The organism is Saccharopolyspora erythraea (assembly GCF_018141105.1).
Classification (GTDB): Bacteria; Actinomycetota; Actinomycetes; order Mycobacteriales; family Pseudonocardiaceae; genus Saccharopolyspora_D; species Saccharopolyspora_D erythraea_A.
The window spans coordinates 6,336,850-6,361,080 of record NZ_CP054839.1 but is presented as its reverse complement, the minus strand read 5'-3'; the positions used below and the strand labels follow the sequence as shown (position 1 = coordinate 6,361,080).

The following is a 24,231-nucleotide window of genomic DNA, read 5'->3' as shown; positions in this document are numbered from 1 at the left end:
CCAATCCGCGGGATCGCCTCGCCGAGCAGGGTTTGGCAAGGCGGCTCAGGCGTCCGAAACGTGCGTCGTGCGGAATCTACGTGGCGCCGGGAAGCGTTGCGCCGCACGAGAAGGCCAGTTCGGTTTCGCGGTGGCCGGGTGTAGGCGTGTTACCCGCCCCGGGCGACTCCTGTGGATCGCCGGACGATCAGCTTCGTGTCCAGGACCACCGGGATGGTCTGCGGGTGGCCGTCGATCAGGCGTTGTAGCAGCGTCTGATTGCCGGCAAGCACTTGTCCGACGACGCCGGAACGGCGGGTCAGGCTCGGGCGGCGGCATGGAAAGCCTGGCGGTCCGCGCGGCGGTGGACGCGAACGGACGGAGAGGCCAGCCCGGTCGAGAACTGCCTTCCTGCAAGTTATCGCGTCGGCTACGAGGGCTACACGGCCGATGCACACTATTCGAGCCTGTCGCTGGCGTTTTGGGCCCTGGCTCTCGAAAGCGGCTTGGAAGATCGGCCGGTCGACCCTGCTGACCATCCGACAGCCTGGTACGAGCACTTCCCGACCTACCGTGCAGTCGCCCACTGCGGGTCAGTCTCAGCGCACGTGAATGCTGACCCGGCACGCAAGTACGACGTGTTCGGACTGGCGGATATCACGTTCGGTCTCGACCGCCACCTCCACTTCGCCACGCCGACCGAGCACATACAGTCGGGCAAGATCTTCACGGTCGGGCTGGGGCTGCGCGGCGAGCCAGGGCGGGCGCCGGTGAGGGTGGTTGCCCACGACGACTTCTCGCTGCGAGAGCTCGACTCGAATCCTGATCGTGGTGAGCTGCACCTGGCCGCAAGGGCCAAGGGAGCGTCCTACGGCATGGGCCAGCACGAACGCGACGTCTACGTGTCGTCGTCCATGCCTGGGCTCACCGACGACACCTACGAATACCGATGCCGCATCCAGCTTGCCCACGACGAGGTGACGGTGCTTGAAGCGACGCCGCACCTCGAGGGCTACAAGACACTTCTCGTCCCGTACCTGCTCGACGGAGGACGTGGTTGCACCACCTCAGTCTCTCACCAAGGGAACCGGATCGTCTTCGAGCACGGACCTGAACGCATCGAGCTCGTGCTGGACAGTGACTTCGACCCGATTCTCGTCCTCGACCACGGCTTCGAGAGTCGCCGTGGCTTCGCGGGGTTGGTCCGCATCGACCTCACCGAACCCACTGCTGAGGTTCGGTATCGGTTGGTCGTGGTGCAGTGAGGACCGACATCACCGGCGCTCAGGGCGGATTTGGACGCTGGACGAGTCGGCTGCCAGTTCCGCGGAGCGGCGGGTGCTGCGGGAGATCGCTTCCCGGAACACGGTGAGCAACCCGACGCATGGTGTGCTGTCGCATGTCGCCGACGCCAAGGTCCGGTCCGTTGAAACCGCCAGGGCCGAAGAAGTCGGCGGGTGTCGAACCGCTCCGGCCACGGGGATCTGGTAGATCACACGGTTGCTGGCGTGGGGTGCTCCGCAGTCCCGCAGACAGCGTGCTGGATCGCTGACACTGCCTGAGCGAGAAGAGATTTCCCGGGGATTGAGCGCGGGATACTCGTTTCAAGCGATCGCCGCGTTCTTGCAGCGAGCGGTGTCGACGATCAGCCGGGAAGTCACCAAGAACGGCGGTCGCCACGCCTACACCCGGTTCCGCTCCTACTGGGGCAACCGGGGCGCCTCCGGGATGGGCGGATGGCAGGCCCGGCGCGACATCCTGGAATAGCTCCTCGAACCCACACGGGTCTGGCTACTGCGTCTCGACGAGGCCCCGCCCGGTCCGCTGCTCCAGGAACACGTGATCGCGAACCTGCGCGACCCTGCTGCGATCCGCGAACAGCTGGATCGGATTGCACGGGCCGTCTTGCAGGAGGACCCGGCACTGGTGATCGGTAGCGCGAAGGAACTCGTGGAGAGCACTGCCAAGGCAGTCCTCATCGAGCGGGAACACCCAGTCAATGAGAAAGACGACCTCCCAGCCTTGGTCAGCCAATGCCAGCGCGCGCTCGGCCTGCACCCCAGCGCCAATCAGGGACCTGACGGCACTGATGCGGTGAAGAAGATCTTGGGTGGTTTGAGCACCGTCACCAATGGCCTAGCCGAACTGCGCAACCGGTACGGGACAGGACACGGAACCGTTGGCACGCGTATCGGACTGCACCGCCGCCACGCACAGCTTGCGGCGAACGCCGCGACCACCTGGTGCCAACTCGTGCTGGACACCCTCTCCGATCCTGCAGCCCCGTGGAAGTCGACCACCCCGTAGCGTCGGCTGAGTGGGAAACCTGCGGAACGGGGAAGCAGTGAGGAATACGGCAAGTTTCGGATACATCCACTACGCCAGCTTCACGCCAGGTCTGCTGTCTGAGGTCGTCGATCTCGACGCCGACGGCGTGGCTAACCACTCGCTGTTCGGTGGCGCCTACGTCGCGACGGCGAAGGTCACCAAGGGCGTTCCGGTGGTGACGGTGCTGCCGGGATCGATCGAGCGGGAGCAGGCCGCGGGTGCGGTCGTGGTGGAGTGGAGCAGGTCGAAGTTCCGGCGTCGTCGGGTGCGGAGATCACCGGCCGTCAGCCCGGCGTATCCGGTGACCCCCAAGCTGACCGAGGCCAGCCTCGTGGTCTCCGGTGGTCGCGGTGTCGGCTCTGCGGGTCGACTACGGCGTCGTCGGCGATCTGTTCAGCGTCGCCCCTCAGCTCACCGACGAGATCGGCAACCGCAACAGCTGAGCTCGAGCGATAAGGCCGGTCGCACCGCGGTGGACCGGCACGCTTCGCGCGTGCAATCGTCGCGCTCGGCTTTGGGGAGTCGGGGGAAGGCGCTTGTCCCTTGCGCATTCCGGTGCCGACGAGCACTTCGAACAGCTCGGTCAGTGGGTCGTTGATGTCGGCGCAGTAGCGCAGGAACGTGACCGCCTCGGACGGTGTCCAGCACACTCGCTGTGGCTTGGCCGGCCGTGGGATGGCGGTGTATTTGGCGGCGTTGTGGGTCAGTCGGCGGTGGCGGACGGCGTCGTTGAGGGCGCTGGACAGTGTGGCGATACACCGGCGCAGAGTCACCGTGGGGTGTAGTGATCACGAGCGTTGTTGACGCTGGTCGAGCTTGATCAAGGCGAAGACCTCCGGTTTGGTGGAGCTGTCTCGGACTGCTTCACAACCGGAGGTCTTCATACCACCGCAATGCCCTGCTGACCATGCACGGCAGACGGCCGTTGGCTGCCGGTGTCCGGACGGGGCGGCCCCATCGCGCATGTCACGGCAGAGATGGCGTCCCGAGATGCCGACGCGACGGTTCGGAGCTTGCGGTGAAGCAGATGGATTCAGGCGATCGGCGGTGCGAGGTATTCGAGCGTGTAGCCGGTGTCGTTGCGGGTCACGCGTCCCAATCCGGGCGAGTCCAGGTGGGCGCCGGCGACGAAGTGTCCCGGTGACGTTAGTTGCTCAAGGAGAGCGGTTCGAGCCTTGCGTGCTTGCGACTGCTCGCCGTCGAGCTCCCAGGACACCTTCGGCTGGGCGAATTGCAGTGAGGGCACGTGAACTGTGTCGCCCCAGACGAGGAGCTGGCCGGCGCTGCTCCTGACCTCGTAGACGGTGTGGCCGGGTGTGTGCCCGGGCGTTGGGACCGCCGTGACCCAGTCGTTGATCGCGACCTTGTCGGTGATGGGGACGACTCGGTCGCCGACCGGCTCGAGCCGTCCGGTGAACACCGATGTGTCGCCAGCACCGATCCACACGCGTCGGAGTTCGGGGAACGCCTCTGCGCCATCGGGGGCGATGAGGCCGTTGACGTGGTCTTCGTGGTTGTGGGTGATCGCCACATCGGTGATCTCACTGCGGTCGACTGCGGCTTCGTCCAGGGCGTCGAGGAGCGATCCCATGGTGGAATGCCAGGCGTTGGACGCGCCGGTGTCGATGAGGACTGATGTAGTCCCATCGGTGATGAGGAACGCGTTGACCGACAGTCGCAGGTTCCCGTCGACCAGCGGGACCGTATCTGGCAGCTCCTCGAGGGTGCGCCCGCTCTCGTCGCGCAGCCGTGTTGGCGGCATGTCGACATAGCCGTCGCGCAGTGAGGTCACTGTCAGGTCGCCGAACTCGAAGGTGGCATGGTGTCGGCCGCTTGAGATGAGCCGCATGGAATCGTCCTTGTGTGTGCGTGGTTGCTCGGTGGGGGTTGGCTTGTCTGCGAGCAGCTTGTTTCCAGTGATAGCCGCGGCCGCAGCAGCAAGTCCTGTGCCGGCGACGACCAGGAAACTGCGGCGCTGGCGCGAATGGTTTCTCAGGAATCGTCCTTCGTTTGCGTGCTGACGGTGTTGCGGAGCGCGCCCAGTCCGGTGATCGTGCACTCGACGACGTCGCCGGAGGCGAGGAAGCGGGGCGGGGTGAAGCCGAGGCCGACGCCCGCCGGAGTGCCAGTGGCGAGGATGTCGCCGCTGTGCAGGGTGATTCCCGCGGAGATGATGCTGATAAGTTCCGGAATGTCGAAGATGAGATCGGCGACGGACGCCTTCTGGCGGGGCTCGCCGTTCACGGTGGAAGAGACCACAAGGCGCCGAGGGTCGCCGACTTCGTCGGCGGTGACCGCCCACGGGCCCATCGGGGCGAAGGTGTCGAGGGATTTGCCGAGTAGCCACTGCTGGTGGTCCCTTTGCAGGTCCCGTGCGGTGACATCGTTGATGATCGTGTACCCTCACACGTGGTCCATCGCCCGGTCGCGGTGGATGCCGCGCCCGCCCCGGCCGATGATGACGGCCAGCTCGGCCTCATAGTCGAGCTCGGCCGTGACCGTGAGGTGAGGGTCGATGTCGTCGTACGGTCCGGTCACCGTGGTGGGGACCTTCGAGAAGACGACCGGTACGGTCGGCCGGGCCCCGGGCCGTTCCGGCTGGTCGTAGCCGGAACGGCCGAACTCCCGTACGTGGTCGCGGTAGTTCTTGCCGACCGCGAACAGGTTGCGGCGCGGCTGCGGGATCGGCGCGAGCAGCCGGGGCGAGGCCACGGTCGGTAGACCGGTCGCACGGTCGATCACAGGGCCCAGGTGCTCCCAGTCTTCGATGACGTCGAGCAGCGTGCGGTTGCCGAGCACACTGCTCAGGTCACGCACCTGCCCTTCGTCGTCCACGCGGCCGGGTGCCGCACGCTCCGCATCGATGAACGTCACGAGTTTCATCAGGCGGATTTCCCTTCATGAATGCGCGTGAGTGAGCCGGCTGGGGCTTGCTCGGTGTTCCTACTTCGATTCCGGCTGTGGGCGCCATGTGCCGTCGAGCGGAATGCCGGCGGCCGCCGCGATGCGGTCACGGGAAGCGGTCAGCCGGGTCTTCAGCGCGGGCAGGTCCGCGCCCACCAGGGCTCCGTCGCGTTTGACCACACGGCCGGCGACGAGGACGGTGTCGACCAGGCCGGGGTGACCGGCGGAGACGATGGTGTCGGCCGGGTCGGTGACCGGGAACACGGTCAGGTCGTCGGTGCGCAGAAGGATGATGTCGGCGTCCTTGCCGGGGGTGATGCTGCCTGTTCGGGCGTCGAGCCCGCACGAGGCGGCGGCGTCGATGGTGGTGAACTCCAGCAGGTCGTGGGAGTTCAGGCCGCCGTCCAGGCCGCGCTGTGCGGCGAAGGCGGTGCGCATCGCGGAGAACATGTCGCCGGCAGCTGACGGGACGTCGTCGATGGACAGCGTCGGGCGCAGGCCGGCTGCTAGCGCCCGGCCGGTCATGGGTGATCCGAATCCCATCTTCAGTTCGACGTCGGGGCTGATCGACACCGAACTGCCTGCGTCTGCGAGCATCCGTAGCTCTTCGTCGCTGATCCCGTTGGCGTGCACGAACGTGGTGGTCTCCCGAAGCAGGCCATGCGCGTGCAATTCGGCGATCGGGCGCTGCGTTCCGCTGGCGACGGTGTGCAGGCTGGTGCGCAGGCCGAGTTCGGCTGCCAGCTTCAGCTCCCGGTCGACGGTGTCCATGCTGGTGTCCTCGGGGCCGCGCAGTCCGAGCGCCATGGTGACCGGGCCGTCGCCGGGCAGGTCGGAGCGGACGCGGCGGATGTCGTCGTCGACGGGGTCGGGGGTGCCCCATCCGGCGCCCAGGCAGAAGATCGACCGCCCCGGCGCGTCCCGCAGTGCGGCGACGGCGGCGTCCTCGTGCTCGTGGCTCTGCGCGACGTGGTACCAGTCCAGCATTGTGGTCACGCCGGAGTGCAGGGCCTCCAGGCGGCCGAGCAGGGTGCCCACGTACACGTCCTCGGGCTGGTAGTGCGGCTTGGCCGTGCCGTGCATGGCCGCCGCCCACTCGGGGAACGTCCAGTCCGCGCCGACGCCTCGGAATGCGGTCTGCCAGGTGTGGCGGTGGTTGTCGACGAAGCCGGGCATCACGATCCGGTCGGTCGCGTCGATCACCTCGGCGTCCGGGGCGTCGATCCGCTCGGCCACCTCGACGATCACGCCGTCCTCGATCAGCACGTCGCCTCGGTCGAGATCCCCGACAGCCGTGTCCATGCTGACCACATTGCCGCCGGCAAGCAGGATCTTCATCAAAGGAACTCCTTCATGGACGCTTTCGGATTTTCGAGATCGTGTTGTGCCGGCCGCGCGGCTCTGCTCGCGGCCGCGCAGGTCAGCCGTGGGCGCTCAGGGCCTTCTGGCGCAGGTAGCCGATGGGGGAGAGTGCCGCCGCCAGGCCCGCCGGTGAGGTACCGCCGCACGCGGGTGTCGGCGTTGTCTCGGCAGGCGTGCAACGGCGTCGCCGCTCCAGCGCACACGGCCGCTCAGGTGGTCGCCGCGTCGGTGAGCACCGCGTCGGCCGCGGCGAGCGCGTCGGTGACCAGGTCGTCCGTGTCCTCGGTGCCCGCGGCCAGCCGGACCAGGCCCAGTGGAACCGCCTCGGCGATCTGGTCCTCGCTGAGCATCCCGCGCCACATGGACGCCGGATGCACAGCCAGCGACTCCACACCGCCGAGGCTGGCCGACCGGCGGGGGTAGCGCAGCCGGCCGAGGAAGGCGTCGGCCGGCTCGAAACCACCGGCGAACTCGATGCCGAGCACCCCGCCGAAACCGCTCATCTGGTCGGCGGCCAGCTTGTGCTGCGGGTGGGTCGCGAGACCGGGGTAGTGCACCTTCGCCACCGCTGGATGCTCGTTCAACGCCTCGGCGAGCGCCAGGCCATTGGCGTTGTGCCGCGGCACCCGCAGCGGCAGCGTGCGCATGCCGCGCAGCAGCAACCACGCGTCGATCGGGCCCAGCGTGGCACCGGTGAGCAGGCCGACGTCCCAGATCTTGTTCAGGAGCTCGGCCGGTCCGGCCAGCGCTCCGGCGGAGACGTCCGAATGGCCGTTGAGGTACTTGGTCGCGCTGTGCCAGACCAGATCGATGCCGAAGTCCGCCGGTCGCTGGTTGAGCGGCGTGGCGAACGTGTTGTCCGCCATGGTCAACACGTCGTGCGCACGGGCCAGCTCTACGACGGAGCGCAGGTCGGTGATCTGCAGTAGCGGATTGCTCGGTGATTCCACCAGAATCAGGCGGGTCTGCGGAGTCAACGCCTTCGCGAACGCCTCCGGGTCGGTCTGATCCACCAGGGTGGTCGACACCCCAAGACGCGGCAGCAGGTTCAGCAGCACCGACGCCGTACCGCCGTAGGTGGACCTCTGCCCGATGACGTGATCGCCGGCGGACACCAGAGCCAGCACGGCCGTGGTGAGCGCGGCCATCCCGGACGCGGTGACCATAGCCGCCTCGGTGTTCTCCAGTTCGGCGACGACGGTGGCGACCTGTGCGTGATTCGGGTTGCCGAAGCGGGTGTAGAAGTCCTTGCCGCGCGGGTCGACGGCTACCCGCGCGAACGTCTCCGCGTCCTCGGCCGAGAACGCCGCCGTCTGATAGATGGGCGGTGCCACGGCACCGCTGGGATGGACTTCGCGATCGGCATGAACGGAGATAGTGCTCTTGCCCGCCATGGCTGCCCTTCCGTGGACCGTCGGTGTGACTCCATGAAGCGTGGCCGACCGGCGCTCCGATGTGCCCGGATCTCAGCAACTTTGGCAGCAAATTGCGCTCAGGACAGGAGCATGATTGTGGTAGTGAAGCCCAGGGAGCAATAATATGCCTACATGGATGAGGTGGACCGGTCGATTCTGGCTGTGCTCGAGCAGCACGGCCGCATCAGCAACAGCGAGCTCGCCGCCCGGGTCGGGCTGTCACCGTCACCCTGCCTGCGGCGCGTGCGTCAGCTGGAGGAAGCCGGGGTCATCCGCGGCTACCGGGCGCTGATCGATCCCGCCGCGGTCGGCCGCGGTCTGCGGGTGTTCGCGGGTGTCCGGCTGACGCGGCACACCCGCGCGGACGTGGTCGCGTTCGAGCGCGGGGTCACCCGGCTGCCCGAGGTGGTCGCCTGCCACCACATCACCGGCAACTTCGACTATCTGCTCCAGGTCGAGGTGGCCGACCTGCCCGCCTATGAGGACTTCCACGCCAACCAGTTGGCCACGCTGCCCGGCGTGGCCACGGTGACCAGCTACGTCAGCATGAAGACGCTCTCCGCCGACACCACATGATGGTCCAGCCCCGACGCCGGTGGTTCGGCGCATGGATCGCCGCGTAGCTGTCCGCGCTCCGGCAACTACTGCGGGAGCGCGGGCGGTGGGGCGGTCAGAGAGTGATGGTGCCGCGGATGCAGACGGTGGCGGCGCCGCTGACCCAGACGGTGCCGTCCGTGTCGGCGATCTCGATGCTTGCGGCCCGTCCCAGTCTCGTGCCCTGGGAGACCCGGTAGGAGGAGGGTGCGGCGCCGGTGGAGGTGAGCCACTGATCGACTCCTTTACTCCGCTGAGTACACTGGTGACCGACCTCGAAGAATGAGCTTGAGCATGCCGTTGACCCTCGCTTGATCTGGGGGTCAAGGGGTCGTGGGTTCGAATCTTGCCGTCCCGACGGCTGTGACCAGCGGGTTTACTGATTAGGTAGACCCGCTGGTTTCGTTTTTGGTCTGTTGTGGTCGCAATGTGGTCGCATGCCGCGTGATCCTTTTCAGCGGTGATCGTTTTCAGGCTGCTTGGGCGGCGTTGAGGGTGTTGGCCATGGCGTCGACGGCTTGGTGGGCGGTGTGGCGGGCGAGGTGGCCGTAGATGTTGACGGTGACCGAGAGTGTTGAGTGCCGCATGGTCTTGGAGACGACTCCGAGTGGAACGTTGCTGGCGATCATGAGGGTGGCGGCGAGGTGTCGGAGGTCGTGGACCCGGAAGCGGGGTACTCCGGCTGCGTCGGTGAGCTTGTGGAAGTGGTGCAGCACGTACTCCGGTCGTAGCGGCTGACCATCGTTGCGGCAGAAGACGAGGCCATGTCGGTTGCGTGGCGTGCCAGCCGCCAGTCGTTGCGCGTGCTGGCGTGTGGCCTGTCGTTGTAAGGCGTTGACGACCCGTGATGAGAGCCCGATCCAGTCGAGGCTAGATTTGGTTTTGGGTGTGGTGAACACCGGGGTCGTGTTGTTCACATTGGACAGTGTCTGTCGGACGAACAGGACGCGGTCGTCGAGGTGCACGTCTGCCCAGTGCAGGGCGAGTGCTTCTCCTTTGCGCATTCCGGTGCCGATGAGGACTTCGAACAGCTCGGTCAGCGGATCGTTGATGTCGGCGTAGTACTTCAGGAAGGTGACTGCTTCAGTGGGTGTCCAGCAGACGCGTTGTGGCTGAGGGGGTCGCGGGATGGCGGTGTACCTGGCTGCGTTGTGGGTGAGGCGGCGTTGGCGGACGGCGTCGTTGAGCGCGCTGGACAGGGTGGCGACGCAGCGGCGCAGGGTCACCGGGCCGCGGCCGGCGTCGAGCTGCGCGCGGACGAACTGTGCGACGTGCTGGTGGCTGGGTTTTTCGAGTCGGATGCCGCCGAGGGCGGGGATGAGGTCTTTGGTGAGGTAGTCGGTGTAGTGGGCGATGGTGGTCGGTTCAGTGTCAGTGCTTTGGTGGCGAGCGAGTCGGTGAGGTAGTCGACGAGGGTCTGGCGGTCGTCGATGACGATGCCGGTACGTTCGCACGCGAGGATGTGATTGAGCTCGGTCTGAGCTTGGGTCTTGGTGTCGAAGCCGCTGCGGCGCATCGTGCGCCGGCGGCCGGTGATCGAGGGCAGGTCGACGGCGAATGCCCACGTCCCGTGTTTGCCGGCGGCGAGCTTGGGGCAGTGCGGTCCGAGCTGCTGTCCCTGTTCGTTGCGGCAGCCACTGCGCCGGTAGATACGGCCGCGGTTCGGGTTCGAGCGCATCGGGAACATCTTCTTGGGCAGTGGAGAGTGTTTGCGCAGGTCAAAGGCCTGCGTGCCTATCCTGGGCGGGATGCGACCACACCGCGACCACCGGCGCCATCATCGCAGGTCAGCGGCCCGCCACTTGTCGCTATGTCAGCGGCTGCATTGCAGTCTCTGTCACGCGCAGTGCCTCGGTGACCGTCCCGCGAGGACCAGCGATCTAACGGACGCCCAGGTCGCCCACTCGGCGCGGGAGGCTGGCATTTGCCAAGTGAGGAGATCGCTGTCGTGAGTTAATCGACGTCGCGTCGCCGGATAATCTGCTGCTCCGAATAGGTGTTACCGCGGTTCGTTGATTGCAGCCTGTGGAGTCGATCGGCATCCTGGCCTGTTGCTCACAGTTCCCAGGAAGGTGATCATGGCCGCTCCCAGCGACCGTAGTGTGCTGGACCAGACCATCAGGCTTATGGACTTCCTTGCCGAAGTCACCGATGCAGCCGAGCGCGACCCTGTCCGTGACATCCTGGCCGATGAAACCGGTGCCCCGGACCCCTTGATTTGGCTTGGCGAGCTCCCAGATGGCGTTCGGTTCACCCCCCGTGCTGGGGATGACGTCCTTCTGCGGGTTCGCCCGCCAAAGACCATCCTCGAGCCCCGCCCGCCTGCCTTGCTCGCCGGGTGGATCGACTCAGCTGATCCGCGTGGATCGGCCGGCGAAGAACCGCGCCTGCTTGATGTTGCCACTCCTGGGGGCGTAGGTGACCAGCCGAACACGCCTCCAGCCGACGTGCTGCATGCGTTCGACCGGTGGCTCGCTGAATGGCGGCAGTGGAGGCGGGAGCAGAGCCGATCGCAGGGGCGCCGCGTTCTCTACGAATCTCTTGAACAGGCAGCGAAGACACTGGAACAGCAGGACGATGAGTACGAGTTCGTGCTGGCTGTCGGACTGGTGTGCTGGCACGCACCTGACGGTGAGAAGCTCCGCCGTCACCTCGTTACCGAGCCCGTCCGTCCTCGCCTCAACCGCGACACCGCCGAAGTGACCGTGTCATTCATTGGCGGCAAGCGACGCTTCGAAGACCGGGAGCTATTCAGCGACCAGGAAACGTACCTGCCTGACCGTGGCCGTACCGTACGCCAGGCCATCCTCGACAGCGATGTTGCACTGCTGGATGGAGGGCTATTGACTGAGGTCGAGGAGTGGCTAGGTCTCAGCATCGTCGGTGAATTCACGTCAGAGGCTCATGGTGGCGATGCCGCGGAGGAGCTCCCGACGATACCCGAACTGACCGCGTCCCCTGCACTGATGCTGCGACCGCGCAGTCGTGAGCTGCTGGCTGAAACCTACCGTCGGATCGCTGCACAGTTGCGAGAACCGGATGCCGCGGTTCCGGTCGCGCTTGCTCAGCTGGTCACTGACACCGAGGCAGACACAAGAGATCGATGGCTGACCGAACAACGCGCTGCACCGGGCGATGTCCTCGGGGACGCTCCGTTGTTTCCGTTGCCCACGAACGAGGAGCAGGGACGTGTCATCGACCTGCTGAAACGTGAGACCGGCGTCGTGGTCCAGGGGCCTCCGGGCACTGGAAAGACCCACACTATCGCCAACCTCGTCAGCGCTCTGCTCGCGCGCGGCATGCGCGTGTTGGTCACCAGTCAGAAAGACCAAGCGCTCAAGGTGCTCCGTGAGAAAATACCACTGGAGCTGCGCAGCCTGTGCGTGTTGCTGGCAGGCGGTAGTAAGGACGCGGCCAAAGAACTCGAGCGTGGTCTCGACGCGCTCTCCGCTGCGATCTCCTCGCCCTCAACCTCCACGCTGCCCAGTCGTGCCGCTCAGCTCGCCGAGGAGCGGCATGCTCTGAGGTCCCGCAGTGCCCAACTCAACGACCAAATCCGGCGGCTGCGTGAGGTCGAGTACCGAGCGCACGGCCCTGTCGCACCCGGATACAGTACCGATATTTATACCGGAACCCTCACCGATATCGTCCGCCAAGTTCAGGCCAAGGCTGCCCTTTACCGCTGGATGCCAGCAGTCGAGCCGCAGTGTCCGGACCGGCCACCTCTGTCGACCGCGGACCTGCTGGAGTTGCTGCAGCTCACCAGGACCGATCGCGCTGACCGCCGTGTCCGGCAGCAACAGCGGATCCCAGGCCGTAACGATCTTCCGGACGTCGGGAAGCTGGCCGACATCATTACTTCCGAGGAGCAGGCTCGGCAGACCGCTCACGCGGACACCAGCCAACTCACCCAACGACTCGCCGCGCTTGGAAGCGACCTCCTGCTCCAGCTACGGGGGCTGGGTGACCAAGCGCGGACACGCCTGCGCAAGCTCGGCTTTGGTGAGGATTACATCAGTCCACCTGAGCAAAGCTGGGTGACCATCGCGGTCGGCGACCACTTGGCGGATCGACATCGCGGACTGTGGCAACGGCTGCTCCATGTTCGAGACGAGGCCGATCGGCTTCAGCAGCAGACTCAAAGGCAAGACCTTCGCTTCGCCGTGGAACTGCCCTTCGTGCAGGACTACGGCATCGGCAGGACACGTGGTCTGCTCAACGCGGGCAAGCAGCTGCGCGACTATCTCGCGGCTGGCGGAAAGATCCGTAAGTTCGCCAAGTCCGCGGCTCAGAAGGCCGCCGAGGAGTTCTTGTCCGTCGTCACGGTCGACGGCCGCCCGCCGGTTCAGCTCGACCAGCTTGACGCGGCCCTCGAACGACTCGAGGCTGAGGTCGCCGCAGTCCAACTCGTCGAGCTTTGGGCCGAGGCCGACGTGAACATCTCAACGCAGCGCCTCTCCCGAACCCTGTCCGAGCTCACCGACAACGGGCGGCTGCTCGGCTACATCAACGAACTCGTCCAGATTCACTCCGCCGTGAACGACACGCTGCTTCGCGCGCGTTTTTCAACCGACTTGTCCACAGTCGAATCCTTCGTCCGCACCCTCGATGCCGTGCCAGCTGCTCTCAAACATGTCTCGCTCGAAGAGGCCCGTCATCAGGTCGCCGCCTTGCAGGACAAGGTCGCCACGTGGGCCTCGGCGGAGAACGCCTGCCCGGAGGTTGGACTGCTTGTGAAAGCTGTCGCGCAACGGGACCTGGAGGCCTATCGCAGGGGCATCGATGCCCTCGACCTCGTGCGGTTTGAACGCGACCAGGAGCAACGCCGCGGACAGCTCGCGCGGACACTGCACAAAATTCATCCCACTCTGTTCGAACTGCTCGAGACGACTGCAGCCGATCCGGCCTGGGAAGCCCGGCTGGGCGACCTGGCCGGAGCTTGGGCATGGTCGAAGGCCGAGCAGTACATCTTGGCCACCCGCAATGCCGACGATGAACGTCGGCTCGTTGCAGAGTTTGACCAGGTCGAGGACGAGATCAAGCGGGTCACAGAGCAACTGGCCGGGGTGCAGGCGCTGCAAGCGTGTCTGGAGCGCATGACCGACACCCATGCTCGCGCGTTGCGCAGCTACCGCGAACACATGAGCCATGTCGGCGCCGGTGGGGGGTCCAAGGTCCGCGAATTCCGCAAAGCGGCCCGGCAAGCCATGGAGAAGGCAAAAGATGCCGTGCCAGCTTGGGTGGTACCGCTGCCGAACCTGCTCGAGAACATCGCCGCAGTCCGGGATTCTTTCGACGTCGTCATTGTTGACGAGGCCAGCCAGGTAGGCCTCGAGAACTTGTTCCTGCTCTGGATGGCTCCCAGGGTCATCGTGGTGGGCGACGACAAGCAATGCACGCCGGGCGGGAGCAGGCTGGGCAAGCTCGAGCCGCAGTTCGAGAAGCTGAACGAGCACCTCAGTGAGGTCGACAGTGAGATTCGGCTCAACTTCACCTCGAAGTCCCACCTGTACGGACTGCTCTCCGCCCGGTCCGGCAAGGACGCCGTCGTCCGCCTACGCGAACACTTCCGGTGCATGCCGGAGATCATCAACTGGTCATCGACCCAGTTCTACGGAGAAGAAGACCGACCCGGGCTGATTCCCCTGCGTGAACGCAAGGGGACTGACCTGGAGCCGCTCGTCGTTGTTGAGGTCGAGGGCGGATACACCGAAGGCCGCGACACTCGGCGGCGTAACCCGACTGAGGCGAAACGCATCGTCGCCACGCTCGCGGAATGCCTCACCGACCCTCGCTACCAGGACAAGACGTTCGGCATCGTCGTGCTCCAGGGCACAGGGCAGGTGAAACTGCTGGAGCACGAGATCAACGCCACCATCTCCGCCGAGGACCGCCAAAAGCGCAAGATCCGCGTCGGCACACCCGCCACCTTTCAGGGCGACGAGCGTGACGTCATCTTCCTGTCGATGGTCGTGGCCGAACCGCCGCGCGCGCAGCGCGCTCCGCTATGGCAGCAGGCCTACAACGTCGCGGCCAGCCGCGCCAAAGATCAGATGTGGCTGTTCACCTCAGTTCGCATTGCCGACCTCAAACCCGACGACTTGCGTGCTTCTCTGATGAGCTACATGCTTGCCCCGCCTTCGGTAATCGGCACCTCACCAGGCTTGGACGAGGTCAGCGACACCACCCGGTCGGAACTGTTCGACTCCCTCTTCGAACAGAGGGTCTTCCGCGAAATCAAGAAGCGCGGCTACTTCGTCGTCCCGCAATACCCTGTGGGCACCCGTCGCCTCGACCTGGTCGTCGTTGGTCGCGGCGGACGACTCGCGATCGAATGCGACGGCCACCTCTGGCACACCAGCACAGCACAACAGATCTCCGATGCTCGGCGCGACCGAGAGCTGCGACGCATGCGTTGGGACGTGCTCCGCATCCGGGAGAGCGAGTTCGAGTTCGACCCCGCCCGAGAGCTCGCGCCACTGTGGCAGCGCCTCGAGGAACGCGATATCCACCCCCACGACGTCATCGCCACCCAAGCAGCACACGACTGGGCACCGGTCGACCTGCCGAACGACGACACCGCCACAGAACCGGACGAGGGGAACAACCACCTGTGACTAGTTCTGATCACGCAGATGACGACATCAAGGTCGAACTCGACGACAACGTACTCGAACGACTGGCTTCGTTGATCTGCGGCGATGACAGCACGCCCTACTACCGCAGCGCCTACGAGCTGACACGGTTCTTCCAGGCTGCTGGTTGGCGCCGGGTAGGCGAATTCGAGGGCGGTCGCCATCGGTCGGTTCTGGAGATGTTGCATAGGCGCCGCCGTGACTCGGACGCCCTCCGCGGTGTACTGCTGCGTCTAGCCGACCGCCGTGAGTACCTCGACGATGACGAAACACGAGTGATCGTCGTTCAGGAACTCAACGAGCTGCTGGCTGTGGAGGGATACCAGGTCGTCTACCGGGCCGGACGACCTGACCTGACCACCCAAACGCCCACCATGAACCGGCCGGCCATGAAGGCGCCCGTCCAGCTCACGGCAAACCTTGCAGACGTCGTCAGTGATGAGGCGTTCGGTGAGCAGCTCAAATCCCGTCTCGACGAAGCACAGATCTGCTGGAAGAACGGCGCATCGACCGCCGCCATCGTCATGCTCGGCAGCCTTCTAGAAGGTGTGCTCTACGACGTGGCACTTAGCCAGCACACTGGCGGTCGGCCCCCGAACGACCACCTGGAGAGCCTGATCAACCTTGCCAAGGACAGAGGCTGGCTCCCTCAGGACGTCGTCGACTACGCCCACGTGCTGCGCAGCCATCGCAACCTCGTCCACCCGAAGAAGCAGCTCACGCAGGGATACTCGCCGAAGGAAGGCACCGTTCGCATAGCTTGGAACGTTGTTGTCGCGACCCTGAACGACCTCGCCGCACTTAAGAAGACAATCTAATCGCTGCGAGAAGTTGGAACATGCTCCATGCTTGTGTCTATCTGCTGAGGGTGGTCCGGACGTCTCCGGACCACCCTCAGCTGGTGTTATGCAGACGCCGCTACGGCACCCGCTCAGTAGAGCTGCTGGTGATTGGTGTCTTGCGCCCTGATAGCGAGTACTGCTCCGGCAGAATCCATATGGACGAGGCCATCCCAGTCCTTGGCGATGGCTGCCTTCTTTCGTTTCCAAGTCGCCACTGTGTTGGGTAGCGCGGCCTCGTGCTCGTTAAGCTCATGCTTTGCCAGGTGCCGGTGCATGTGCTCGACGAGCCCGGAAAATACTTCCACCCGTCGCCCATTTAGCCTGAACACGTGGTCGGTGCCGACCAAGGACATCCCGCCCAGTGTGATCCCGGTATCAAAACGCATTCCTGAACTGGCGTGGGAATGGCTCGACCCGAGTCTGTGCTGCTGCCGTTTGGTCAACAGGCTGCGGGCGGCGTCACGGTCGCCGGCGAAGGTGAGCAAGCCTGCGGCGGCGGTCCGCGCGAGAATTCGTGAGAGCCACTCCGTGCGTTCGGCCGGGATGGAGAACCCGGGACGAGCGCTCTGCCGGCCATCGGAGTTGGTGAAGTGGATGAGCGGGAGGAGGTTGAGCTCGTCGGCTGGACCGGTGAGGTCAGGTGCCGACTTTCCGGGCACTGCGAGTATCCCGCCGCCGTCAGGGTCGAGGAGACGTGTTTCGATGCCGCCCTTGGCCGCTACTGCGGTTGCCAGCAGCAGGCTGGGTAACGGTGTGACACCGCCATCGACGTCGCCGAGCACGACTGTTTCCACAAGTGCAGCCGATTTGGCCAACTGATCGTGCTGAGCTTCGACTTTGCCGTGCGACCCTTTGCAGTCGACAGAAGCGATCCGGAGTGGTGCCCCGAGCTTTCTCCCGACAAGGAAGTAGTTCGGCCGCAATCGGGTGCGCTCGCGCGCAGTGCTCCCCGCGCCCTGCAAAGCCCATCCAGCCTCGAGCGCCAGCTCGGCATCGACGATGTCAAACCGGTAGTCAGGATGGCGGTGCCGCAGGATGTAGTGCGCGGTGGCGAGCCCGAACGCGATCCCGAGGTCTTGAGCTTGGACGGCTTTGCGGTGGTAACGCGGGTTCTTGCCGTCGGCGGACAGCTCCATCCGCCGTTGGTGATTCGCCTGCAAGGCGGTGACGTAACGAAGGCTGTTCCAGTGCTGGGCGAGCGCTCGAGACGAACCGTGGCCTGCGAGCGTGGTGGCGCGGGCGAGCATGTGCAGTAGCTCCCATGGGGAAATGGACATACCGCGGAGCTTCTCAACCTCGGGTACCGGAGCGAGGTGGAGTTTGCGTTCGTATGGTGACTTCCCCGCTTTGACTCGTTCGGTGTCGATCTTCTTCGCTGCCCGCCGCACATGCCCGACAAGGTTTGATGTTGACTGGAAGGTAACTGCCGCCGGTTCTTCGAGCTGTTTCAACACGGTGGCGACGTCCACCTAACCTCCTGTATCCCTCTGGACATAGACCTTTCAAACCCACCACGTTTCGAAGCGACTGTCTGTACGCCTATCGGTGGTTCTTCAGCCTGCAAGGCGCAAGATGGTCAGTAGCTGGCTAGATGATCGCTTGGTCGAGTGCGACTGGTCGGCGCCTGCTCCATTCGGGCGGCTATATGACGAACCACCGCACAAGGTACGCCCGTCTTCTGGTCTTTGTTGGGTCACATCCGGGCCAACAGTAGAGGTTGGCATGGGGCGCGGGCCTACCAGCTGCGTCGGCGGTAATCCACCCGGGGGGGCGGCTCATTCGGTCACGGCGCAACGACCGCGCGAACTCGGAGCCCAGGAAAGCCTTTCGCCAGTACAGAGATTGAATGATCAGGATTATGGTGGCTCTGGGTCGAGGGTGAGGCCGGTTTGGGCGAGGAAGCCGGTCAGCAGGTCGGGTCGGTACTGGATGCGTTTGAGGCGGTTGCGCACGATGGCGGCGAGGTGGTCCACGCTGGCGGCGGCGAGGTTGCCCAGGCTGCGCTTGACGTGGGACCACACGCCCTCGGTCGGGTTGAGATCGGGGGCGTAGGCCGGGAGTGGGATGACGTGCAGCCAGTCGCGGCCTGCGACCAGCTTGCGCATCGCGGCGCTGCGGTGGGTGTTGAGGTTGTCCCAGACCAGCACGATCGGGGCCTTCAAGTACTGGTGGGCGGCATCGAGCAGGGCGGCGTAGTCGGTCTCGGCGAAGCTGCGGCGTTCGCCCTTGCGGGGGCGGTGGATCTTGATCCGGTACAACAGGCGTGTGCGCTGGCCGGGTCGCGCGCAGAACAGCCCGGCGACCGAGATGCGGCCAGATCTCTTACCCGACACCGGAATGACCGGGGTGTGTCCGCGTAGCGCCCAAGTCCGTGCCTTCGGCGGCCGTAGCGTATGGCCTGCCTCGTCCTCGAAGCAGATCCACGCCCCACGCTCGGCCGCTAGTCTTTTGCCTGCTGCCACACCTCCTCACGCCATGTGGCGATCTTGTCTTCGTCGCGTTCGATCGGCCGATGCGCGGGCATCTGCGGGCTGAATCCCATGCGGTGCAACAACAACGAGACCCCACGCAGGGTGTAGCGGACACGAAAGAGCCGGCCGATGAGATCCGCGACCCTTGTCAGCGTCCACCGCTGGTCCTCCACATAGCCGTGGGCGGCCGGGCCTTCCCGCAGTGCGGCGGCCAACTGGTCCTGCTGCTCTGGCGTGAGCCGACATTCAGTACCCGACGGGCCTTTGGAAACCAACCCCGCTTCGCCGTCCGAGCACCACCGCCTCCGCCACGTGTACACGGCGTTGTGCGAGACCCGTAATCGCTTGGCGATCTCCGGCACCGGTACGTCCTGGGCGAACAACTCCGCCGCCTGCAACCGAACCGCCTCACGCCGGGCACGACCCTCAGCCGTCAGCCCACCACCATCGGGATACCGCACTCGAACCAGATACCGCATCCATCAGCCGCCGTCAGCCCGACACGCCGTGATCAAATCCTGACAGTTCAACCTCTGTAGCAGTCATGACTGAACTTCCGCCCCGGCCGGACCCGGTGTCGGGTGAACCACGTCCACCAGCCGCATCGACGCAGTACCGGGGGGTTCCGTCAGAAGCGCCGAGCAGTCGCTGGCTGATACTGCCCAGCAGGGCTTTGCCCACTGGCGATCGTCGGCGCATGCCGATGATGAGCCGGTGGATGTTGGATCGGGCGTCGATTTCGGCCAGGACGGCGTCGACCGGGTCGCGGTCGCTGGGACCGTTGCGCTCGACGATCGTGATCTCGAGGTCGTCAGGCAAGCTCGAGTCGTCCAGCGGCTGCAGGCGCAGGTTGACCAGGACGAGGTCGGTGCCCAGCAGCCGGGTCTCGGTGATTCCCGCGGCCAGCGCGTGGTCTCCCTCGCTGCCCTCGGCGATGGCGGTCATGACGCTCATGGTGTGCAGGCCCTTTCTCCCGGGGCAGGTCTGGTTAGGCGTAGTGGGCGCGGAAGTCATCCTCGAGCTCTTCGAGTGAGCGGTCCTTGGTCTCCGGGACGCAGGTTGCGATGAACGCGATGGCCAGCACGCCGAAGGCGGCGAAGGCGAGGAAGGTGTTCGAGATCCCTAGGGCCTTGACGACGGGCGGGAAGCCGAGAGCCACCAGAGCGTTGGCGACCCAGAGCACGAAGATGCTGATGCCGATGGCCAGGCTGCGGATTCTCAGGGGGAACATCTCGGAGAGGATGAGCCACACCAGCGGGCCGATTGTGGCCTGCATGGAAAACACGAAGAGCACGACGAAAACGAGGATGAACCAGGCCTTCGTGCTGCCTTCGGGTAGCAACATCGCCGAGAGCCCGACGAGCAGGTGGAACGTCGTGGTCAGAGTGAACCCGCCGAGCAGCATGGTGCGTCGCTTGATCTTGTTGATCACAGACAGGCCCACGGACACGCCGATGACGCTGAAGGCGCCGTTGAGGGTGTTGGCGATGATGGCGGAGTTGCTCGAGAATCCGGCGTCGCCGAGCAGCTGCGTGCCGTAGTACATGATGGAGTTGATGCCGGTGAACTGCTGGCAGATGCCCAGGCCGGCCCCGATGAGGATGAGCAGGCGGACCCAGCGCACTCCGAGGTCCACCGCGCCGGCGGTCTTGGCGGCCCGCTCTTCCTCGGCGAGTCGGTGGACCTCGGCCATCTCGGCGCGGGCGCGCTCGGTGGTGCGGATCTGGGACAGGACCGCGAGGGCCTCGTCCTCGCGGCCCTGGGCGACCAGCCAGCGCGGGCTCTCGGGCAATCGCAGCATGCCGAGGAACAGCACGATCGCCGGCAGGAGGGCGACCAGGAGCATGGCCCGCCAGATCCCGGTGGTCTCGCCCCAGATGCTGAAGATGATCGCGTTGACGACGAACGCGGAGAACTGGCCCACCACGATCATCAGCTCGTTGCGGGTGACGATGCCGCCGCGACGTTCGGCCGGCGCGATTTCGGCGAGGTAGACCGGCACGGTCGCCGAGGCACCGCCCACGGCGAGGCCGAGTACGAACCGGAACAGAGCGAGAATCTGCCAGCTCGGTGCGAGCACGCAGCCTACCGTTCCGAGCATGAACACAATGGACAGCAGCAGGATGTTGTGGCGGCGGCCGTACCGGTCGGATAGGACCCCGCCGGTCATGGCTCCGAAGGCGGCGCCGAAGACGAGGTTGCTGACGACGATTCCCTCGGTGAGCGGGGTCAGGCCGAGGTCGGCGGTGAGAGGGTCGAGGGCACCGTTGACGACGCCGGTGTCGTAGCCGAACAGCAGGCCGCCGAAGGTCACGACGACGGCGACCAAGCCGAGGCGTCGCGAATGGGGCCCTCGCGTGTCTGGAGGTAATGTGTGTGGTGCGGACGAGGTGGTGTTGGCCATGACTGTTGCTCCTCATTGAGCGCTCAGCAGTGGATTCGGCCGTCGCGAATGCTCCAGGCTCGAATGTCGAGGCAGTCCGGAGCGATCGCCTCGACAACGCGGGATTATGTCGTTGGCGAATAACCAGGAGAAGCTGTGGCGTGCGTCTTCTGCTACTGCTCGATGCTGTCGATGCGTACTGTCTGTCCTGTTCGGACGGATTCGATCGCGGCGAGCGCGATGGCGAGGGCGGAGCGGGCGTCTTCGCCGGTCGTCTGGGGTGGCGTTTCGTTGCGCACGCACCGGGCGAACTCCGTCAACTGCGCGGTGTAGGCGTCGTGGAAGAGGTCGACGTTGCGCCGCACGCTGTCGCTTCGCACGCCGTGTGCGCCGTATGCGGTCATGGTGCTGGGCCGGATGTCGCCCATGGTGGCCATGCCTTCGGAACCGAATACCTCGCCGCGGACGTCGTAGCCGTAGAGAGCCTGGAAGCTGGCCTCGGCCGTGGCCATGGCTCCGTTGTCGTACCGGACGTGCACCAGGGCGGTGTCCAGCAGGCCGCGCTCCTTCCAATCCGGACGCACCAGCGCATCAGCCGTGGCGTACACCTCCGTGGCGCGGGTGCCGAGGTTGAGCCAGTTGAGGGTGTCGAAGTCGTGGATCAGGGTCTCCAAGAAGATCCCCCACGCCGGCACCCTGGCCGGGTCGCTCAGCTCCGGGTCACGGGTCAGCGACCGCAGCAGCTGCGGCCGGCCGATTCCGCCCGAGGTGACAAGATCGTGGCCCGCACGAAATCCCCTGTCGTACCGGCGGTTGAAGCCGATCTGCAAAGCCACCCCGGCTTTGGCGGTAGCAGTGATCGCCCGGTCGGCGTCAGCGAGGCTCAGCGCCATCGGCTTCTCGCAGAACACGGCCTTGCCCGCTGCGGCCGCGGTCTCGATGAGGTCGGTGTGGAACTGAGGCGGCGTGGTGATCACCACTGCTTCGATGTCCGGATCGGCGAACAGATCGGAGGGGTCGCTGGTGGGCCGCGGAACATCCAAGCTGGCGGCCAGTTGCTGCGCGGCTTCCGGGCGGGGATCGGCGACGGCGGCCAACCGGGCCTCGGGAATGCGGCGGGCGAGGCTCTCGGCGTGAAAGGCGCCAATGGCTCCGGCGCCGATGAGCCCGAAGACAACAGGGGCGGTGGTCGTCATGATGTTTGTCCTTCCAAGAGCAGGTGAGCGGCGGCCGAGGTACCCGGGGCCGGACGGGAGAAGGCGTCCCGGAAGCGCTGAAGAGCGAGTTCGCTGTCGCCGGAAGCAAAGCCCTCCAGTCCCACAGTTCCCCGGTAGCCCATGTCGGCCAGGGCAGCGGCGATCGCCGGGTAGTTGATCTCACCCGTGCCGGGTTCACACCGGCCCGGCACGTCGGCGACCTGGACTTCGCCGATGAGTGAGCCCGCGCGCCGCAGCAGCTCGATGAGGTTTCCCTCGCCGATCTGGGCGTGGTAGAGGTCCAGCATCATGCGCAACCCGGGGCTGTCCACGGCCTCGACCAGCGCCAGGGTGTCCGCCGCCCGCGCGAACGGGACCCCCGGGTGGTCTACGGCGGTGTTGAGGTTTTCCAGGCAGAACGTCACGCCGGCGCGTTCTCCCAGCTTGGCGATCCGGGACAGCGTGCGGCAGGCGGTCAGCCACATCGCGCCGGTGACCTCGTGTTCCGGACGTACCGGCAGGCCACCTTCGCCGAGTTCGGTGCCATGCAGGTTCAGCCGGGGGCAGTCGAGCTTTTCCGCGACGGGTAGCAACTCTTCCGCGGTGCGGAGCAGTTCGGTGGCGCCGTCCTCGTCGGACAGCCGCCCGTGGACGTATCCGGTCATCGAGGAGAACCTGGCTCCCGTCCGGGCCAGGACATCGACGTCGTGGACCGTGGAGTTCCAGATCTCCACTTGGAAACCCAGATCGTGAATCCGGCGCACGCGCTCCTCGAACGGTCGATCGCGGAACACCATTTCGGCGCACACGGCAAGGTCGAACACGGGCAGATCTCCCCTGTTGAGCAAATCAGGTGGCGGCACAGGTGGCCACCGACGGCGGATGTAGCATGCGACCCACATCACTGAGACCGGTCTCAGTCCGTGACGGGGGATACAGTCCCACGACGCCGGCGGCATAGTCAATACGTAAGGACAAATGGAGGAGTGAGCTCTGATGGCCCGGGCATCTCGCCGCGCAGCAGTCACCATTGGAGACGTCGCCCGCGCCGCCGGCGTCTCGCGTGCCACGGCCGCCCGCGCGCTCGGCGGCTACGGGCAGGTCAGCCAGCGGGTCCACGAACAGGTCACCGCTGCTGCTCGTGAGCTCGGCTACCAGCCCAACGTCCTGGCCCGCAACATGAGCATCGGGCGCACCCAGTCGCTGGGCGTGGCCATCGCCAACATCGACGACCCCTTCTACGCCCGGCTCACCCGCGGCATCACCGACGTCGCTCGCGCCGAAGGGCTCGAAGTCCTGGTGGCCAACACCGACGAAGACCCCGAATTGGAGCGGCGAGCCGTTCAGGTGTTCCAGGCAAATCAGCTCGAAGGCATCTTGCTCACCCCCGCGCCGACCGCCCGCGCCGAGCACCTGATTGCCGCCAAGGAGCAGGGAACGCCCGTGGTGCTCATGGACCGCCACCCGCGAGGGCTCGGCCTCGACGCCGTGGTCGTCGACAACCGCGAAGCGACCCGCCGAGCCATCCACCACCTGCTCGACGCCGGGCACACGAGAATCGCGCTCGTCGCCGGAGGCGGTCGTCCCGACACGAGGGAAGAATCCCCGAGCCCGAGCCCCGGCACGTCTGAGGTGGCACTCGCGGCCACCACCCTGGAACGCATCGACGGTTATCGAGCCGCCCTGGCCGAACGCAACGTCCCCGCCGACTCACGGTATCTGCGCTGCGGCGATTTTCACCGCGAAGCCGCCAAGGCCGAAGCGCACCAACTCCTCGCGCTGGACGAACCACCGACTGCGATCTTCGCGGCCGGCAGCATCCCCGCGCTGGGAACCGTGGAAGCCATTTACGACTCAGGGCTGCGCATCCCCGAGGACCTCTCCGTCGTCGCCTTCGACGACGCCGACTGGTCCAACGTCGTTCAACCACCGCTGACCGCGATCTCCCAGCCGGCGTACGACATCGGAGCACTCGCCACCCGGACCCTCCTCCAGCGCATCCGAGGCGATGACAGCCCACCGGTCGTCCACGTGCTCGACACGGAGTTTCGCAACAGGAAATCCGTCGCTGCACCCTGACCTGCGGCACGGGTGCAAAGCGGGAGTGTTCGATGAACGGCTC

General features: G+C 65.7%; 19 protein-coding genes and 2 pseudogenes. 7 read left to right on the top strand and 14 right to left on the bottom strand.

What is annotated here, in order from left to right; all coding sequences use genetic code 11:
* Positions 1-272 precede the first annotated feature (272 nt).
* From HUO13_RS28385 to HUO13_RS28375, 3 genes and pseudogenes are all read left to right on the top strand, one after another.
* Positions 273-1,244, top strand: a complete 972-nt coding sequence (locus HUO13_RS28385) for a hypothetical protein (RefSeq protein WP_211898052.1) — start codon at positions 273-275, stop codon at positions 1,242-1,244.
* Positions 1,245-1,524: 280 nt separating this feature from the next.
* Positions 1,525-1,665: pseudogene (locus tag HUO13_RS38435) on the top strand (helix-turn-helix domain-containing protein); the annotation flags it as partial.
* Between the two features lie 153 nt (positions 1,666-1,818).
* On the top strand, positions 1,819-2,286 hold the full coding sequence (locus HUO13_RS28375) for an abortive infection family protein (RefSeq protein WP_211898051.1): 468 nt from the start codon (positions 1,819-1,821) through the stop codon (positions 2,284-2,286).
* Positions 2,287-2,442: 156 nt separating this feature from the next.
* Here HUO13_RS28375 and HUO13_RS28370 read toward each other — a convergent pair whose 3' ends face one another.
* The 5 genes and pseudogenes from HUO13_RS28370 to HUO13_RS28345 all read right to left on the bottom strand — a co-directional run bounded on the left by HUO13_RS28370 (position 2,443) and on the right by HUO13_RS28345 (position 7,967).
* Positions 2,443-2,619: a hypothetical protein gene (locus HUO13_RS28370; protein ID WP_211898050.1), complete on the bottom strand. Its 177-nt coding sequence runs from the start codon at positions 2,617-2,619 to the stop codon at positions 2,443-2,445.
* A 721-nt stretch (positions 2,620-3,340) separates the two neighbouring features.
* Entirely contained in the window at positions 3,341-4,156 is an 816-nt protein-coding gene (locus tag HUO13_RS28365) for an MBL fold metallo-hydrolase (RefSeq protein WP_211898049.1), read from the bottom strand.
* Between the two features lie 143 nt (positions 4,157-4,299).
* Positions 4,300-5,190: pseudogene (locus tag HUO13_RS37805) on the bottom strand (fumarylacetoacetate hydrolase family protein).
* Between the two features lie 60 nt (positions 5,191-5,250).
* Positions 5,251-6,549, bottom strand: a complete 1,299-nt coding sequence (locus HUO13_RS28350) for an amidohydrolase family protein (RefSeq protein ID WP_211898047.1) — start codon at positions 6,547-6,549, stop codon at positions 5,251-5,253.
* A 233-nt stretch (positions 6,550-6,782) separates the two neighbouring features.
* On the bottom strand, positions 6,783-7,967 hold the full coding sequence (locus HUO13_RS28345; protein WP_211898046.1) for a trans-sulfuration enzyme family protein: 1,185 nt from the start codon (positions 7,965-7,967) through the stop codon (positions 6,783-6,785).
* Between the two features lie 153 nt (positions 7,968-8,120).
* Here HUO13_RS28345 and HUO13_RS28340 point away from each other — a divergent pair, with 153 nt between their 5' ends.
* Complete coding sequence (locus HUO13_RS28340; protein WP_211898045.1) at positions 8,121-8,564, top strand: Lrp/AsnC family transcriptional regulator; 444 nt, start codon at positions 8,121-8,123, stop codon at positions 8,562-8,564.
* 488 nt (positions 8,565-9,052) lie between these two features.
* On the opposite strand, the gene HUO13_RS28335 is transcribed toward HUO13_RS28340, so the two are convergent.
* Positions 9,053-9,808, bottom strand: a complete 756-nt coding sequence (locus tag HUO13_RS28335; protein WP_211898044.1) for a tyrosine-type recombinase/integrase — start codon at positions 9,806-9,808, stop codon at positions 9,053-9,055.
* Positions 9,805-10,260, bottom strand: coding sequence for an Arm DNA-binding domain-containing protein (locus HUO13_RS28330; RefSeq protein WP_211898043.1), 456 nt, complete (start codon positions 10,258-10,260; stop codon positions 9,805-9,807). Before HUO13_RS28330 ends, HUO13_RS28335 begins: the two co-directional genes overlap by 4 nt.
* Positions 10,261-10,660: 400 nt before the next feature.
* Here HUO13_RS28330 and HUO13_RS28325 point away from each other — a divergent pair, with 400 nt between their 5' ends.
* Positions 10,661-15,199, top strand: coding sequence for an AAA domain-containing protein (locus tag HUO13_RS28325; RefSeq protein ID WP_211898042.1), 4,539 nt, complete (start codon positions 10,661-10,663; stop codon positions 15,197-15,199).
* Positions 15,196-16,035 (top strand): hypothetical protein, encoded by an 840-nt coding sequence (locus HUO13_RS28320; protein WP_211898041.1) that lies wholly within the window; start codon positions 15,196-15,198, stop codon positions 16,033-16,035. The genes HUO13_RS28325 and HUO13_RS28320 overlap by 4 nt, the downstream gene beginning before the upstream one ends.
* A 113-nt stretch (positions 16,036-16,148) precedes the next feature.
* Here the strand turns inward: HUO13_RS28320 and HUO13_RS28315 are convergent, their stop codons facing one another.
* From HUO13_RS28315 to HUO13_RS28285, 7 genes are all read right to left on the bottom strand, one after another.
* The gene (locus HUO13_RS28315; RefSeq protein WP_211898040.1) at positions 16,149-17,528 is read right to left on the bottom strand and encodes a hypothetical protein; all 1,380 of its coding nucleotides are present in this window, start codon (positions 17,526-17,528) and stop codon (positions 16,149-16,151) included.
* 387 nt (positions 17,529-17,915) lie between these two features.
* Positions 17,916-18,521 (bottom strand): transposase, encoded by a 606-nt coding sequence (locus HUO13_RS28310; protein WP_249124136.1) that lies wholly within the window; start codon positions 18,519-18,521, stop codon positions 17,916-17,918.
* Entirely contained in the window at positions 18,500-18,928 is a 429-nt protein-coding gene (locus HUO13_RS28305; RefSeq protein WP_211898039.1) for a winged helix-turn-helix domain-containing protein, read from the bottom strand. Before HUO13_RS28305 ends, HUO13_RS28310 begins: the two co-directional genes overlap by 22 nt.
* A 94-nt stretch (positions 18,929-19,022) precedes the next feature.
* Entirely contained in the window at positions 19,023-19,475 is a 453-nt protein-coding gene (locus HUO13_RS28300) for a universal stress protein (protein ID WP_211898038.1), read from the bottom strand.
* Between the two features lie 43 nt (positions 19,476-19,518).
* Positions 19,519-20,934: a sugar porter family MFS transporter gene (locus HUO13_RS28295; RefSeq protein WP_211898037.1), complete on the bottom strand. Its 1,416-nt coding sequence runs from the start codon at positions 20,932-20,934 to the stop codon at positions 19,519-19,521.
* A gap of 152 nt (positions 20,935-21,086) precedes the next feature.
* Positions 21,087-22,109 carry a Gfo/Idh/MocA family oxidoreductase gene (locus HUO13_RS28290; protein WP_211898036.1) on the bottom strand — a complete coding sequence of 341 codons (1,023 nt, stop codon included), beginning with the start codon at positions 22,107-22,109 and terminating at the stop codon, positions 21,087-21,089.
* A complete protein-coding gene (locus HUO13_RS28285) occupies positions 22,106-23,068 on the bottom strand; it encodes a TIM barrel protein (protein ID WP_249124135.1) in 963 nt (320 codons plus the stop codon). The genes HUO13_RS28290 and HUO13_RS28285 overlap by 4 nt, the downstream gene beginning before the upstream one ends.
* Positions 23,069-23,105: 37 nt before the next feature.
* On the opposite strand from HUO13_RS28285, the gene HUO13_RS28280 reads away from it, so the two are divergent.
* On the top strand, positions 23,106-24,188 hold the full coding sequence (locus HUO13_RS28280) for a LacI family DNA-binding transcriptional regulator (RefSeq protein WP_211898035.1): 1,083 nt from the start codon (positions 23,106-23,108) through the stop codon (positions 24,186-24,188).
* The last annotated feature ends 43 nt before the right edge of the window (positions 24,189-24,231 follow it).

Coding starts and splice junctions, on each gene's coding strand:
- HUO13_RS28365 (WP_211898049.1), bottom strand. CDS start 4,156: ATGCGGCTCATCTCAAGCGGCCGACACCATGCCACCTTCGAGTTCGGC.
- HUO13_RS28350 (WP_211898047.1), bottom strand. CDS start 6,549: ATGAAGATCCTGCTTGCCGGCGGCAATGTGGTCAGCATGGACACGGCT.
- HUO13_RS28345 (WP_211898046.1), bottom strand. CDS start 7,967: ATGGCGGGCAAGAGCACTATCTCCGTTCATGCCGATCGCGAAGTCCAT.
- HUO13_RS28340 (WP_211898045.1), top strand. CDS start 8,121: ATGGATGAGGTGGACCGGTCGATTCTGGCTGTGCTCGAGCAGCACGGC.
- HUO13_RS28330 (WP_211898043.1), bottom strand. CDS start 10,260: ATGCGCTCGAACCCGAACCGCGGCCGTATCTACCGGCGCAGTGGCTGC.
- HUO13_RS28325 (WP_211898042.1), top strand. CDS start 10,661: ATGGCCGCTCCCAGCGACCGTAGTGTGCTGGACCAGACCATCAGGCTT.
- HUO13_RS28300 (WP_211898038.1), bottom strand. CDS start 19,475: ATGACCGCCATCGCCGAGGGCAGCGAGGGAGACCACGCGCTGGCCGCG.
- HUO13_RS28295 (WP_211898037.1), bottom strand. CDS start 20,934: ATGGCCAACACCACCTCGTCCGCACCACACACATTACCTCCAGACACG.
- HUO13_RS28290 (WP_211898036.1), bottom strand. CDS start 22,109: ATGACGACCACCGCCCCTGTTGTCTTCGGGCTCATCGGCGCCGGAGCC.
- HUO13_RS28285 (WP_249124135.1), bottom strand. CDS start 23,068: ATGCCGCCGGCGTCGTGGGACTGTATCCCCCGTCACGGACTGAGACCG.
- HUO13_RS28280 (WP_211898035.1), top strand. CDS start 23,106: ATGGCCCGGGCATCTCGCCGCGCAGCAGTCACCATTGGAGACGTCGCC.